The sequence below is a fragment of the Mesorhizobium sp. LMG 17147 genome (genome assembly GCF_024297145.1).
Lineage (GTDB): Bacteria > Pseudomonadota > Alphaproteobacteria > Rhizobiales > Rhizobiaceae > Mesorhizobium.
Window position 1 is genome coordinate 59,544 of record NZ_JANCTC010000020.1, and the last position, 14,227, is coordinate 73,770.

Annotated in this window: 11 protein-coding genes and 1 pseudogene; 9 read left to right on the top strand and 3 right to left on the bottom strand. The window is 58.6% G+C overall.

Going from position 1 to position 14,227, the window contains the following annotated elements:
- Positions 1-915 precede the first annotated feature (915 nt).
- The 5 genes from NMG46_RS25180 to tdh all read left to right on the top strand — a co-directional run bounded on the left by NMG46_RS25180 (position 916) and on the right by tdh (position 6,082).
- A complete protein-coding gene (locus NMG46_RS25180) occupies positions 916-1,260 on the top strand; it encodes a helix-turn-helix domain-containing protein (protein WP_084831489.1) in 345 nt (114 codons plus the stop codon).
- 37 nt (positions 1,261-1,297) lie between these two features.
- Positions 1,298-2,635, top strand: coding sequence for a serine hydroxymethyltransferase (glyA, locus tag NMG46_RS25185; RefSeq protein ID WP_254820122.1), 1,338 nt, complete (start codon positions 1,298-1,300; stop codon positions 2,633-2,635).
- A gap of 57 nt (positions 2,636-2,692) precedes the next feature.
- Positions 2,693-3,868: a methionine adenosyltransferase gene (gene metK / locus NMG46_RS25190; protein WP_063169265.1), complete on the top strand. Its 1,176-nt coding sequence runs from the start codon at positions 2,693-2,695 to the stop codon at positions 3,866-3,868.
- Positions 3,843-4,982, top strand: a complete 1,140-nt coding sequence (locus NMG46_RS25195; protein ID WP_236370636.1) for an adenosine kinase — start codon at positions 3,843-3,845, stop codon at positions 4,980-4,982. Before metK ends, NMG46_RS25195 begins: the two co-directional genes overlap by 26 nt.
- Positions 4,983-5,047: 65 nt before the next feature.
- Complete coding sequence (gene tdh, locus NMG46_RS25200; protein ID WP_091595827.1) at positions 5,048-6,082, top strand: L-threonine 3-dehydrogenase; 1,035 nt, start codon at positions 5,048-5,050, stop codon at positions 6,080-6,082.
- 1,084 nt (positions 6,083-7,166) lie between these two features.
- Here the strand turns inward: tdh and NMG46_RS25205 are convergent.
- Positions 7,167-7,451 (bottom strand): hypothetical protein, encoded by a 285-nt coding sequence (locus NMG46_RS25205; RefSeq protein WP_126089914.1) that lies wholly within the window; start codon positions 7,449-7,451, stop codon positions 7,167-7,169.
- A 309-nt stretch (positions 7,452-7,760) separates the two neighbouring features.
- On the opposite strand from NMG46_RS25205, the gene NMG46_RS25210 reads away from it, so the two are divergent.
- From NMG46_RS25210 to NMG46_RS25225, 4 genes are all read left to right on the top strand, one after another.
- On the top strand, positions 7,761-8,447 hold the full coding sequence (locus NMG46_RS25210; protein WP_029354874.1) for a response regulator transcription factor: 687 nt from the start codon (positions 7,761-7,763) through the stop codon (positions 8,445-8,447).
- 71 nt (positions 8,448-8,518) lie between these two features.
- Positions 8,519-9,940: a type II and III secretion system protein family protein gene (locus NMG46_RS25215; RefSeq protein ID WP_254820126.1), complete on the top strand. Its 1,422-nt coding sequence runs from the start codon at positions 8,519-8,521 to the stop codon at positions 9,938-9,940.
- Positions 9,941-9,952: 12 nt separating this feature from the next.
- Entirely contained in the window at positions 9,953-10,513 is a 561-nt protein-coding gene (locus NMG46_RS25220; protein WP_236473720.1) for a CpaD family pilus assembly lipoprotein, read from the top strand.
- A gap of 84 nt (positions 10,514-10,597) precedes the next feature.
- Positions 10,598-12,469: an acyltransferase family protein gene (locus NMG46_RS25225; protein ID WP_254820123.1), complete on the top strand. Its 1,872-nt coding sequence runs from the start codon at positions 10,598-10,600 to the stop codon at positions 12,467-12,469.
- Positions 12,470-12,958: 489 nt separating this feature from the next.
- Here the strand turns inward: NMG46_RS25225 and NMG46_RS25230 are convergent, their stop codons facing one another.
- Together NMG46_RS25230 and NMG46_RS25235 are read right to left on the bottom strand one after the other, a co-directional pair.
- Positions 12,959-14,098, bottom strand: a complete 1,140-nt coding sequence (locus tag NMG46_RS25230; RefSeq protein WP_095521259.1) for a porin — start codon at positions 14,096-14,098, stop codon at positions 12,959-12,961.
- Between the two features lie 18 nt (positions 14,099-14,116).
- Positions 14,117-14,227: pseudogene (locus NMG46_RS25235) on the bottom strand (IS630 family transposase); the annotation flags it as partial.

Genomic DNA, 14,227 nt, shown 5'->3' on the forward strand with positions numbered 1-14,227 from the left:
GGCTTCGGTATATGACGACTTCAGAGTTACGCTGAGCCCAGCCATCTCGAGCCGGTGCGCCGGGTCGAGGTTTTCACGGGCGCCGGCCGGCAGCGGGGATGGTCTCCGGAAGGCACGGCGCGGATGGTGGCGGAGCGGCGCAGCCGAAGGAACGGCTGTCGCGCGCCCAGGGCGGCCTCCCGAACAGCCAGACGATGATCTCCTGCCTTGGGCCTATATCCTTGTGCCCACGCTCAAGGCAGTCGGCTGAAAACAGCGCTGATTTAAAACAGCATTATCCTGCACTGCACCCTCGATCCTTGCGCTCACCGATCGCTCGTCGACACGCACGCGGTCAAGTCGTTATCGGCGCTATGCCGATGGGCTTCGAGAGCAAGGTGGACGCTGAGCGGTGCGTCAGCCTCAGGGCGCGGCTGGCCAGCTTTGCGTCTCACGCTCTATGACGGCAACACCCGGCTGATCCACTTGGCCTGTTCGGGGGCTCCCGGCAGCGGCGCGGAAGCCACGGTCCGCCTTCCTCGGCTTCAGGCCAAAGACACCGCAGCATGCTCCAGAGCTATGTCTGCCGCCTTCGCCCCATCGTCGCTGGTCATGTGGAAAGGACAAGTAGGCTACGCACCCCATAATCCCGTCGGGCAGGATTCGGCAGTCGACGGCGAGACATTCGCCAAACCTCATTCTTGATTCTCAGCAACGTTAAAAAAAATTCACATAATGTTCGTGAGCGTAGTCTCCTGTCAGGTGGTACATTCGCCACAATATCTGGCGTCTTAGTCGTAGAAAGGACTGTGATCCATCTTCCATTAGCATCCATACCAGCGGATTTACAGCAAATGACGAGAGAGGTCTCATGCGGATTGATGGGGATAGAAGGGCTAGCGGCTTGCTGCATCCCGTCCGGGTTGATGCCAGCCAATGTTGACACTGGTAAATCGCCTAAGGACGGCAGCGCATCTTGATCGTCTTCGAATCCTGGGCCTTTGCGCGCATGCGGATCTAACCGTCGGCGAGCTGGCCGATATTACCAGTCTGCCTCGCGAGCAGGTTCGACGCCACGTCCGGCGGCTGGTCAGAGCCAACTTTCTTTGCTGCAACGAACAACGTCCGCAGTCTTCGTACCATATGCAAGCAGGAGGCAAGGATGGCGGGCTGGCTCAATTGGTGGTCGATCTCCTGCCCCACGATGATGGCCACCATAAAAGAGACCTACAACGCCTGGAAGCAATACAAGACGCGCGGTTGAAGGGACCGCCTGCTTGATCGTGAAATAGATCAGTCCAAATGGAGCGCGACTACGATGGATAACTCCGCCGGCGGCGCCATCGCGCAGCCCGACACTTACGGGCGGCCTCACTTAGCCGCCGTCGACTCCCGCGTTCACGAACTGCTTCTAAGACAGGAGCGCCAGGAGCGGACAACTCTCAAACTGATCGCCTCCGAGAACTTTGCCTCCTCGGCGGTGTTGGAAGCGACCGGGTCGATTTTCACCAACAAGTATGCCGAGGGATACCCCGGTGCGCGCTACTACGCCGGAAACGAGATCGTCGATGAGCTTGAGACCCTCGCGATCGAGCGCCTGAAAGCGCTATTTGGCAGTGAACACGCCAACGTCCAGCCTTATTCAGGCTCGCCAGCCAACCAGGCTGTCTATCGCGCGCTTTTGAGCCCCCGTGACAAAGTGATGGGCTTGCCTTTACCCGAAGGCGGCCATCTGACTCACGGTTGGTCCGTCAATTTTTCCGGCAGCGATTATCAGCGCGTCCCGTACAGGCTGCACGAAAAGACACAGCAAATTGACTATGACCACTTGCGCGAGACCGCCAAGCGGGAACGCCCGAAGCTAATTTGGGTCGGCGGAACTGCTTATCCGCGTATTTTTGACTACGCGGCAATGGCCGAAATTGCTTCGGAGGTGAACTCGTATCTGGTGGCTGACATCGCCCACATCAGCGGCCTGGTTGTCGCAGGAGTGCATCCGAACCCCGTGCCCCATTGCGATGTGGTCACCAGCACCTCTCACAAGTCGATCCGCGGTCCCCGGGGTGGCTTCATTTTATCAAGGAATGAAGACCGTTATCAGCCCCTCCATCATCCGAAGAGCAAACACAATCTGGCCAAACGTATAGACCGCGCCGTGTTCCCTCTTCTGCAAGGCGGACCGCATATGAATACTATCGCCGCGCTTGCCGTCGCTTTGCAGGAAGCAGCGAACTCGTCCTTTCGTGTCTACGGTCAGCAGATCGTCCACAACGCCAAGGCTCTGGCCCAGGCGCTTCTGGAGCGAGGTTATGAACTCGTCACCGGGGGCACTGACAATCACATGCTGATCCTTGATCTTCGGGACCGGCCGCTGTCAGGCAAAGCCTATGCGGAGCGCTTATCGCGTGCAGGCATCATTGCGAATTTCAATATGGTCCCGGGCGACCGGCGGCATCCGGCGCTGACAAGCGGCATCCGCTTAGGGACACCAGCGGTGACGTCCATGGGCATGCGCGAAACGGAGATGGTGCAGATCGCCGCTTTCATCGACTCGGTCTGCCGCCAGCCCGATGACCAGGAAGTTCATGCGAGCGTACGAAGAGACGTTGCCGACTTCTGCACTGCGTTCGATGTTCCCGGCATCCCCGACCGATAAGCCACCCCAATCCAGAAACTCCTCACTAACTCCAGCACTTGAAGCGAGGGCATTTTTATGACCAGGCAGTTCGTGTTCTCTTCCGAATCCGTCGGCGCGGGACACCCCGATAAGATGGCAGACAACATCTCCGATGCCATTCTCGATGCGGTCCTGCGCACCGATCCGAAGGCGCGCGTCGCCTGTGAAGTGTTGGTGAAGACGGGGATGGTCGTTGTGGCTGGCGAGATCACCAGCCATGCCCACATCGATTACAGCCAAGTCGCCCGCGATACGATACTCGATATTGGCTACGACGATGATGCGATTGGCTTTGATGGTCGACGTTGCGCCGTCGTTCTGGCCCTCACCGAGCAGTCGCCCGACATAAGCCAGGGCGTTGATGAAGGACGAGGGCAGGATCTCGGGCAGGGGGCAGGGGATCAGGGCATCATGTTTGGATTCGCATGCAACGAGACGGATACATTGATGCCCCTGCCGATCCAACTCGCTCACCATTTGACGAAAAGACAGGCCGAGGTCCGGAAAGCGGGACAGCTTGGCTGGCTGCGTCCGGACGTGAAATCTCAAGTGTCCGTACGCTACGAAGGGCTCCGCCCGGTGGCGCTGGATACCATAGTCCTGTCGACGCAGCATGACGAAGCGGTCTCACAAGCCACGGTACGCGAAGGCGTCATTGAGGAGATCATAAAACCGGTCCTGCCGGCCCACCTGGATACTTCGGGGATCAGATTTCTGGTCAACCCAACAGGGCGGTTCGTGGTCGGTGGGCCTGCCGGCGACTGCGGCCTCACAGGACGGAAGATCATCGTCGATTCCTACGGTGGGACCGGGCGTCACGGCGGCGGTGCCTTTTCGGGCAAGGACCCATCCAAGGTTGACCGCTCGGCGGCCTATGCCGCCCGGTATGTCGCGAAGAACATCGTTGCCAGCGGCCTTGCGGAGGTCTGCGAGGTTCAGCTTGCCTACGCGATCGGCGTGGCCAGTCCGGTTTCTGTCATGGTCAATACTTTCGGAACCGCAAGGATCGAGGAAAAAAGGATCGAGCGCCTTGTTCTCGAGGTTTTCAATCTCCGACCGAAAGGCATCATCAAGATGCTTGATCTCTTACGCCCGATATACCGCAAGACGGCGACATACGGACACTTCGGGCGTGAAGAGCCTGAGTTCACCTGGGAGAAGACGGACAAAGCTGACGATTTGCTGCGTGAAGCAGGACCGGCAGCTGCGTGAGGGCGGCTGGATCAAGCGCATGCGGCAACCCATTTCAACTCGCGAGACCACGCCCGGCCGGCATGGCAAGAAGCCGGCTCGGGTTTTTGGCGGAGATTTTGATGCGGATTATGACGTGCTCTGCATCGGTAATGCCATTGTCGACATCATCGCCCAGTGCGACGAGGCATTCCTCGAGACCAACGGCATCATCAAGGGAGCGATGAACCTCATCGACACAAGGCGCGCCGAGCTGCTCTACAGCCGCATGGGTCCGGCGATCGAGGCCTCCGGCGGCAGCGCCGGCAACACGGCGGCCGGCGTCGCCAGCTTTGGCGGCCGCGCCGCCTTCTTCGGCAAGGTCTCCAACGATGCGCTGGGCGAAATCTACGCCCACGACATCCATGCGCAAGGCGTCGCCTTCGACACCACGCCGCTCAAGGGTGAACCGCCGACGGCGCGCTCGATGATCTTCGTCACGCCCGACGGCGAGCGCTCGATGAACACCTATCTCGGCGCCTGCGTCGAGCTCGGGCCTGAGGATGTCGAGGCGGACAAGGCCTCTGGCGCCAAGGTCACCTATTTCGAAGGCTATCTGTGGGATCCGCCGCGCGCCAAGGAAGCAATCCGCCAGACGGCGATGCTGGCGCACGCGGCAGGCCGCGAAGTGTCGATGACCCTGTCGGATTCGTTCTGCGTCGACCGCTACCGCGACGAGTTCCTCGAGCTGATGCGTTCGGGTACCGTCGACATCGTCTTTGCCAACAGCCACGAGATCAAATCGCTTTACCAGACGGCGTCGTTCGACGAAGCGCTGGCGCAGATTCGCAAGGATTGCCGCATCGCCGCCGTGACCCGATCGGAAAAAGGCTCGGTGATCGTGCGCGGCGACGAGACCGTGGTGATCAAGGCGACCGCCATCAAGGAGCTGATCGACACGACGGGCGCCGGCGATCTCTATGCCGCCGGCTTCCTGCATGGCTACACGCAAGGCCGTGACTTGCAGACCTGCGGCGACCTTGGCTCACTGGCAGCCGGATTGGTGATCCAGCAGATCGGCCCCAGGCCCCGTCAGAATTTGCGCCGCGAGGCCGAGCAGGCGGGGCTGACCATTCCGGACGTTCAAACGAGTTAGTGGCCTACCTTCCCGTTGTGCAGGCTATCTCGCCAGAAGCGCAATCACGGAATAGGGAAATCCTGATGTCGAACATGATGAAGGCGCTTGTGAAGGCCAAGGCCGAACCGGGCATCTGGATGGAAGAGGTGCCGGTGCCGGAAATCGGCCCCAACGACGTGCTGATCAAGATCAAGAAGACGGCGATCTGCGGCACCGACGTGCACATCTACAATTGGGACCAGTGGGCGCAGAAGACGGTGCCGGTGCCGATGGTGACGGGCCATGAATTCGTCGGCACCGTTGCCGATTTCGGCGCAGCGGTCACCGAATACAAGGTCGGCCAGCGTGTATCGGGCGAAGGCCACATCGTCTGCGGCCATTGCCGCAACTGTCGCGCCGGGCGAGGGCATCTGTGCCGCAACACACTCGGCGTCGGCGTCAACCGGCCGGGCGCCTTCGGCGAGTATCTGGCGATCCCGCAGCACAATGTCGTGCCGATTCCCGACGATGTGCCCGACGAGATCGCCGCAATCTTCGATCCCTTGGGCAATGCCGTTCACACCGCACTGTCCTTCGATCTGGTCGGCGAGGACGTGCTGGTGACTGGCGCCGGGCCGATCGGCATCATGGGCGCGCTCGTCGCCCAATGCGTCGGTGCGCGCAAAGTGGTCATCACTGACATCAACCCGGTGCGGCTGGCACTGGCGAAAAAGCTCGGCGTCCAGCATGTCGTCGACGCCTCGAAGGAAAAGCTGCGCGACGTCATGCCGGCGCTCGGCATGACCGAGGGGTTTGACGTCGGCCTCGAAATGTCGGGCGCAGCCCCCGCCTTCCGCGACATGATCGATACCATGAACAATGGCGGCAAGATCGCCATTCTGGGCATTGCGCCGACCGGCTTCGAGATCGACTGGAACAAGGTCATCTTCAAGATGCTGCATCTCAAGGGCATCTACGGCCGCGAGATGTTCGAGACCTGGTACAAGATGATCGCGCTGGTGCAGGGTCCTCTCGACGTATCGGGCCTGATCACACACCGCATCGGGGTCGATGACTACCTCGACGGTTTCGAGGCGATGAAGAGCGGCAATTCGGGGAAGGTGGTGATGGATTGGTAGGGATTGCCTTGGCCGCTCTTCAGGAAAAGCTGACGGGACAGCACCCCTCTGGTCCGCCGGACATCTTCCAACGAGGGGAACATGGCTGGGTGGAGAGCTATGGCTCCGCTAGGTGCGCCCCCTAATCATGATACGGCGACGTATCGCGGCCCATCCGATAACGGTCGATGGTGGCAATTCGCCTCAGCCGATGACGGAAACCCGGTGAACGGATGCTCACAGGCCCCCACGCGATCGTCTATTTCCTAAGATCTGCGATTGAGGTCGAGGTGTTGCCGCCGTTTCAGCGGGTAAGATGCGTTAGACGACTTCCGGTACCTTTCCGGTCAGCGAATTAAGGAAGGCAACGAGCCGCATTGGACAGGTCGTGCCATTCCGGTTCGGGGGAAGTATGGCGCGGCTCAGCATGGCGACACGGTCGGAACTGAAGCGGCGATCGTGGAGCGTTATCGCGGCGTTGACAAGCGGCGCATTCTGAATGAGTTCGGGGCGGTAATCGGCTATTATCGCAAGCGCGCGCGATCCGTCTTATGAACCGTCGTGAGCAGAGGCCGTCTGCGGGCAAGAGCCGCAGCCGCTGTTACGGCAGCGATGTCCGCGAGGCGCTCATCGTGTTGTGGGAGGCTTCGGAGCGGCTGAGGTCCGCATCGTCGCTCGCGGCGGCCAGCGCCGCCGGGCAGGAATGAGTTCGGCAGTTCGCCGCTCGGTGCAAGCCCGCACCTTCGGCGATTGGAAAGATCCGCCGCCCGGCTTTGTTGAGCGCATTCGGGCACGTCTTGGTCGGGGAGCTTCGTGCAGACGATGGTGCTGACCGAAATTGCCACCGGCTGGACCGAATGCATTCCGGTCCGCACGCGCAACAGCGGCAATGTGATCATGGCGATCAAGCAGGCCCGCTCGCGGTTTCCCTGACCCTGTGCTGCTGTTTGCCGGCATCCGCCCGCACAGGAAGAGCTTGGAAAGCGGTCGATCGTCGTGGCCTGAATGCGGAAATCGAGGAGCCGTTGGTCGTCGATCTCCAGCCTGAACGCGGTCGTTTCCTGGTGCCGCAAATCGGCTGTTGCATACACATCCCTGTCAGACGTCAGTTTTCCTCGCCCATTTTGGTGTCGAGACGCGAAGTGCTCTTTTGGACCAGCAAGGCTTTTTGGAAATCTGAGAGCGGCTTTCCGCGGGGCGCTCCATTTTTGAGCATCAAGCTACCACAGCCAATGACGCGCAGGTTCCACCAGACTCGCCAGCCTTGAAGGACAGCGAAAATAGCATAGCACGACAGACACAACAATCCATCAGGAAGCCGCAGTCGTTGAAGATGCGGCGCTGCATCCATACCGTGGATGCATTCGATCCAAATAATCGATTTGTTCAATCAGTTTCTCGAAAGCTAACCCTACCCTCTGTGGGAATCGGGCTCTGGGCCGCGACGCTGCCTTGCGAGCGCAGGGGCTGCACGTAGGAGAGATGATGCAACGAGAAATCGCACGCGGGTTGCTGGCGTCGTGGGTTCGCCGACCGGCGTATTTGAGCCCGTCAGTTGGTCCTCACCCGCGCCTATTGCCACCGAGCGACTTGCATGTCCCTCCAACTCGGACCTGTTCCGAGAGATGCGACGAGTTGCGCGCCGTGTGCTCCGATCAGATGGCCGCCGGTGACGCGTCTCTCTTCGATAGGAGATGAAATGCGAACGCTGCTCGTGGATCATCATGCGGATCTTGCGCGCGCCATGCGACTTGCGCTCGGGGATGGCGGCTTCGTCGTTGATGTCGTTGGTACTCTGGAACTGGCCTCGAGTGCATTTTCTTGCGCCAGCTATGAAATTCTCCTGCTGGAATTGGCTCTGCCAGATGGCGATGGCTTGGGTTGGCTGAGGCAGTTGAGGACCCACGGGCATTCAGTTCCTGCCGTCATTATGAGCAGCCTTAACGATCTCGATAAGCGAATTGCGATCTTCAACGGTGGTGCGGACGACTTTCTGCTCAAACCCGTCTCTACCGATGAGCTTATCGCCAGAATGAGAGCCATTCTGCGCCGGGCGTCACAGATGACCGACCTGAGGCTCGTATTTGGCAATCTCAACTTCGATCCGGTCGCCCGGCAGGTTTTCGTTGCTGGGCACCCAATGATGATCGCACGTCGCGAACTCTGTATTCTAGAGCATCTGCTTAACCGGGCAGGCCGCATCGTGCCCCGTGCGCAGTTGGAAGATCACCTCTATTCGTTCAACGACGACGTGTCTGCCAACGCGCTTGAAGTCGGAATCTATCGTTTACGTGGACATCTGACCAGATCAGGTGCAACGCCACGGATCAAGACCATCCGTGGCATTGGCTACATTCTAGAATTGACTGACGCGTCATCCGCATAGTTTGTCGAATCGAAAGAAGATCTATTTTGCTGATCCTTCAACATCCTTGCCCTGCGCTCAATTGGCGGGCGATCGCCATCAAGATTCCGAGACCTGCAGTGCCCCGTTACCTGGGCCATCTCCTCTGCGCGCTTATTGTGACTTTCCCACTTGGTGTCGCGGCGCAAAACAAGCAGGACAAAGGCGCGCCGCGTGCGGCTTCGAATAGCATCAATGCCACGCTGACCCTTTCCTCTTCGCTCGGGGAGACCGTTCATCTGCCCGCGCCAGCCACGACCATCTTTGTTGCTGACCCGACGATCGCGGATTTTCAGGCACCATCGAGCAAAACAATCTTCGTCTTTGGCAAGAAATCGGGGCGGACCAGCCTATTCGCCTTGGACGGCAACGGCGAGCCTCTCGCCGAATTGCGTATCGTTGTCACGCAACCGATCGGGGATTTACGCGCCATGTTGCGGGAGCAGGTCGGCGACTATCCCATCCGCGTCAACTATACGCCGCGCGGCGCAATCCTTAGCGGGACGGCGCCCGACGCAGAGGTCGCCGACACCGCAAAAAGAGTCACTGAGCAATATCTGGGCGACGGAGCGCAAGTCGTCAACAACATCAAGGTCGCTGGATCCCTGCAAGTTAACCTCAGCGTGCGCGTAGCCGAAGTCTCACGCAGCGCCATGAAGTCACTTGGCGTCAACCTGTCCGCCTTCGGTCAAATCGGCAATTTCAAAGTGGGCGTTCTAAGCGGAAGCGGTGCAAGCGCTGGATCTGGTTCAACCCAGGGTGGCGGTACAGCAGAAATCGGATTCGACAACGGTGTCGTCAACGTCAGCGCGGTTCTCGACGCGCTCGCCAAGGAGCATATAGCTTCCGTCCTGGCTGAGCCGAACCTCACCGCTATGTCGGGTGAAAAAGCCAGCTTTCTAGCTGGCGGCGAATTTCCCATTCCTGTCCTGCAGGAAAACAGGCAGGTATCGGTTGAATTCCGTCACTTCGGCGTCAGTCTGGAATTTGTGCCGACAGTTCTCAGCAACAATCAAATCAACATTCACGTAACGCCCGAAGTCAGTGAACTGTCGACGCAAGGTGCCGTGCAAATCAACGGAATTTCCGTGCCGGCAGTTTCCACGCGCCGAGCCGATACGGTCGTCGAACTCGCCAGTGGGCAGAGCTTCGCAATCGGCGGTCTAATCAGGCGGAACGTCAACAATGATGTCAGGGCCTTTCCCTGGCTCGGAGAAATGCCGATCCTGGGACCGCTTTTTCGCTCGTCCTCGTTTCAAAAAGAGGAGTCAGAACTGGTCATTCTAGTTACGCCTTACATTGTAAGACCAGGCTCCAACCCAAACCAGATGAGCGCACCTACGGAGCGGGCGGCACCGGCTTTGAACGGAGGGGGCGCTCCGACGAATTCCGTGGCAAGTCCCCCGCGAGACCGCGCTGCTATCCGTGCGGGCGCGCCAAGCGCCCAGGGCGGTCTCGGCTTCATCATCGAATAGTGTCGTCCAATGATGTTGCGTTTTATAGTCCTCTTTGTCGCTCTGGCACCAAGCGTAAGTGGCTGCACAAGCACTACGCCAGTTGATGTCGAACCATCGGCATCAATGCTTGTCCGAGAGGAGACCACCCTCCTGACGTTGCAAAGCCTGCGCGCTTCCGAACGGCAGCGTTTGCGTGATTTCCTAAACAAGGCCAGTCGCGGCCGATTCGATGCCCTCCACCTCCTCATCAGCGGTTCGCCCCAGCTCAGCGCAGGGGTAGCCCATCAGGCCAGGCAGTTGGCAATCGAAGCAGACAACATTCAATTGCTCGATCAACACGACGCCGGCTCAGTGCGAATTGAGGCGATTGTCTATCACGCCCGTCCGCCGGTCTGTCCCTCATATGGTGCCTTACCCAATGAAGAATCCTTCAAACAGCCGCTTGGTTGTTCGACAGGATTTAACCTGGCCGTGATGGTCAACGATCCGCGCGATCTGCTCGACAATCAGGCCGTCAAGTCCGGCGATGGCGATCGTGCTTCTGTACCAGTTGCCACTTACAGAACATTCGGGACGGATAAAGGTGGCTGATACCGGCCCTTATCTTGGCAGCACTCCTACCGGAGATTGAAAGCTTCCAATCTCGTCCTGATCTAAAATCAAAGGAACCGCTGGATGCAATATAGGCGCGATATCGCGGGCCTTAGGGCTGTTGCTGTACTTCCGGTCGTACTCTTTCATTTCGGAATTTCGGCGATCCCGGGTGGCTTTAGCGGGGTCGATATCTTCTTCGTCATCTCCGGCTACCTGATCAGCGGAAGCCTCTTGGATGACCTTGAACGCGGCCAATTTTCGATCGTCAACTTCTACTGGCGCCGTGCCCGGCGCATTCTGCCGGCTCTCGTCTTTGTGATGCTTCTCACCTGCATTGCCGCATTGTTCATTCTTCTGCCATCGGATCTGCGCGAATTCGGTCTTAGCATCATAGCTGCCTCGACCTTCTGGTCGAACGTTTTTTTCTGGAAAACGTCAAGTTACTTCTCGATCGATGCCGCGCTTCGACCACTGTTGCACACCTGGTCGCTTTCCGTAGAGGAGCAGTACTACATCTTCGCCCCAATCCTGATGTTCCTAATCTATCGCTACATCGGGAAGCGCTGGCTGACGACACTTCTTCCGATAATTCTCTGCAGCTTCGTAATGGCGGTGATGGCGACATCGCTGGCGCCCACCGCCGGATTCTATCTGCTGCCGACCCGAATCTGGGAACTCATGTTGGGCGCCCTGCTCATGCTCAAACGCCCCCCGCCGTTGGGCAACAGATTCCTGATGGAGTCGGTGGGGTTGGCCGGATTTGGCCTTCTCGCCATCGGGTTCTTCGCGCTTTCGGAGAGCGACCCGTTCCCAGGCTACAACGCCTTGTATCCATGCATCGGAACGGCCCTTCTGATCTATGTTGGCCAAAATTCCCCCTCGACGGTCGCCAGCCGCATGCTCGAAATCCGGCCGCTGGTCTGGATTGGGCTCATCTCGTATTCTTTGTATCTTGTTCACTGGCCGCTCAATGCGTTCGCGCATTATCTTTCGTTCCAAAAACTCGATCCTTTGATGACCGGTGCGATGTTGGTAGCAAGCCTCGCATTGGCTGCATTCTCCTGGAAGTTTGTAGAGCAGCCGTTTCGACAGAAGAGGGCCTTCACCGCCCCGGGGCCTATCTTCGCCTTTTCAGCGCTCGCGATCGTTGTTCTTTGTGCCGGCGGAGCGGCGGGGGCGCTCGGCAACGGCTTTCCGCAACGGTTTCCGGACTATGTCCAGCGGCGCATTTCCGTCGGGGACTGGAGGAATGGCATCTGTTTCAACGAGGGCACCAGCCGGATCGAAAGCTGGAATATGGAGGATTGCACGCGCACTCGCGGTTTTCCAACAACGGTTTTTTTGTGGGGCGACTCCTTCGCCGCGCACTATGTTTCCGGCCTGGGTGCTAACATAAATCGGTTGCAGGCGAACATCGTGGAATATACGTACGCCGGCTGCTCGCCGATACTCTCTTACTACTCTTACGCTCGTCTTGATTGTGTCCGGTTCAATCGCAAGGCCTTGGACATCATCTTGGAAGCGGACATCAAGACGGTTATCCTCAGCGGTAAATGGAGTGACTATGAGGTCAGAGGCTTCGACGGTCTTCAGCAAACAATCGATACGCTTCGTGCCCTGGGCGTGCGCGTGTTTGTCATCGGCCAGTCTCCGCAGTTCCCAACTGACGTCCGGAAAATTGCGTTCTTCGCCAAGCGCCAAAATCTGGACGATACGTCCTGGCCGATGGCGATGGACCCCGGCATCAACGAACGTGTGCGCTCATTTACCAAAGGCGCCACATTCATCGATCCGCTGAAATTCCTGTGCAGCGCAGGACGCTGCCCCTATTCCGACAGAGGAGAGTTTATGTATTTCGACTATGGTCATTTCTCTTCAGCCGGCGCCACACTGGCAATCTCGAAATACTGGCCGGCTTTTGGCAAAGACAATGCTCTTCCTAAGACGAAGTAGCGGGTCAGACGGCTGACAAGCACCAGTGCGGGTCCCTGTGATTGCTCCTGCTTCGGCAGCAGCCGCGACGATGGAGCTGTTCAGGTTTAAGGCCACCCGATAGCGACCTAGGATGGGTGCTGCCACGCGGATCGGACTAAGCGTGCATTATCACGTAAATGTTGAGAGAATGAATGGCGCCGCGAAGGGCAATTCCAGCCATCCACAGCGACAGGCGTGTCGCGGTCCCGACATAGCAGTGGCACTTACCTGACACGGCCTCACACTGCCCTCTAAACGGCCCCGAATTTGAACTGACCACCCCTGGCCGGTTCATTGGGCAGGTCAAGGGCTAGGCTGTATTACACAGGGCTCACCCCTTTCAGTCTCAAGTTGGTACGATGGGCCGTGGACGGTCGATGCAGACTTCAAGGATGGCGAAAGAAGCTCTCTATGCGTGCGTTGTCGAGGCAAGTGCCTTTGCCAGAGATGCTCGCGGCTGGAGAGATTTCAAAATGAGCGTTGGAAGCGGAGAATGCCGCCGACGCTGTTCGGCTTGCTCGTGCCCTTGACGGTGGTAGGGTCGGCAGGGCCGACGCCAAAGTTGCCGTAGTGGTCGTAATCGACCTCGGCTGTGACCGTGAAGCCAGGAACGACCATATAGACCACGTTTGCAGCCAAACCAGAATTCTTGAGCTGATCACTCGAGACCTGAAAGTTGAACGAAGTTTTCTCGTCAAACTCGTAGGTGGCGCCCGCCCAGAAAGCCCACTGGCCGTTCCAGATTTTGTACGAGCCGCGCACATGATTGGCGATTGCGCCGTTTGAGTCCTCGTTGAGACTGCCATTGGAACCGTAGCCGAACAGTCCAAACAGCGACAGCTGGTTTGTGACAGCGACGTCGACACGGATCTTGCCGGCCAAAGCTTCGTAGTTGCTGTCATAAGCCGCGACGCCGGTGATCGAGCCCCAGCCTTGCGTGTATTTCAAGCCGGCGACAACGTGCGGAATATAGCTGTCGATAGTACCGGCTGAGCCCGATCCTTGTTCGAGCGAAATCACGGTCGAAATGCCGTTGCCGGCGTCGAAGTAGTACTGAGCCACGTTGGTGTCGAAGCCGGCCGACCGAACGAGCATACTATCGAGAACGTTGCCAGCGTAGCTTACAAACGTATCGAAGGCCGACCCGTCCTTGCCAACTCGCAGGCCCCCCAGCTCGACCCAGGCAGAAGCCAGTGCGAGGCCGCTGTTGAAACCATAGTTCTGAGGACTGTCACGCGAGTTAGCGCTATTGCCAAAATTCACGTGGGTTTCGGTATAGGTCGTCAACGCGCCGAGCTCGGTCTGCTGGCCGCTCCAAGTTTTGAACGTGAAGCGTGTGTTGTTTCGCCAAGTGCCTTGGTCCTCGCCAGTTCTCACATCCGAGGTTCTTGCGCTGTCATACGATCGGACATCACCCAGGCCGATATCATAACGGACATAGCCGCCGATGCGCAGGCAGGTCTCGGTGTTGGGAATATAGAAATACCCCGAGCCGAGGACGTCGCAGATCTTGATGTACTCGGCCGGTTCCCGCTCGGCGCCAGCTGCTCGAACGACGGAGGCGGCGATCAGAGCAGTTAAGCCGAGAAGACGAATCTTGATGTACATGTCTAGAGCGCGTCCTGTTTAATCCGGTTCATATCCTGCGGCTTTGAAGTAGTTGGCACATTCGGCTGTGGTGAAGAGGTCGACGACCGCGCCGACCGTGTCCCACAACGCCTTGATGGTTCTCTCGGC

Bases quoted from the DNA above. Each gene is read 5' to 3' on its own strand.
- NMG46_RS25180 (WP_084831489.1), top strand. From the start codon at position 916: ATGTTGACACTGGTAAATCGCCTAAGGACGGCAGCGCATCTTGATCGT.
- glyA (WP_254820122.1), top strand. From the start codon at position 1,298: ATGGATAACTCCGCCGGCGGCGCCATCGCGCAGCCCGACACTTACGGG.
- metK (WP_063169265.1), top strand. From the start codon at position 2,693: ATGACCAGGCAGTTCGTGTTCTCTTCCGAATCCGTCGGCGCGGGACAC.
- tdh (WP_091595827.1), top strand. From the start codon at position 5,048: ATGTCGAACATGATGAAGGCGCTTGTGAAGGCCAAGGCCGAACCGGGC.
- NMG46_RS25210 (WP_029354874.1), top strand. From the start codon at position 7,761: ATGCGAACGCTGCTCGTGGATCATCATGCGGATCTTGCGCGCGCCATG.
- NMG46_RS25220 (WP_236473720.1), top strand. From the start codon at position 9,953: ATGTTGCGTTTTATAGTCCTCTTTGTCGCTCTGGCACCAAGCGTAAGT.
- NMG46_RS25225 (WP_254820123.1), top strand. From the start codon at position 10,598: ATGCAATATAGGCGCGATATCGCGGGCCTTAGGGCTGTTGCTGTACTT.
- NMG46_RS25230 (WP_095521259.1), bottom strand. From the start codon at position 14,098: ATGTACATCAAGATTCGTCTTCTCGGCTTAACTGCTCTGATCGCCGCC.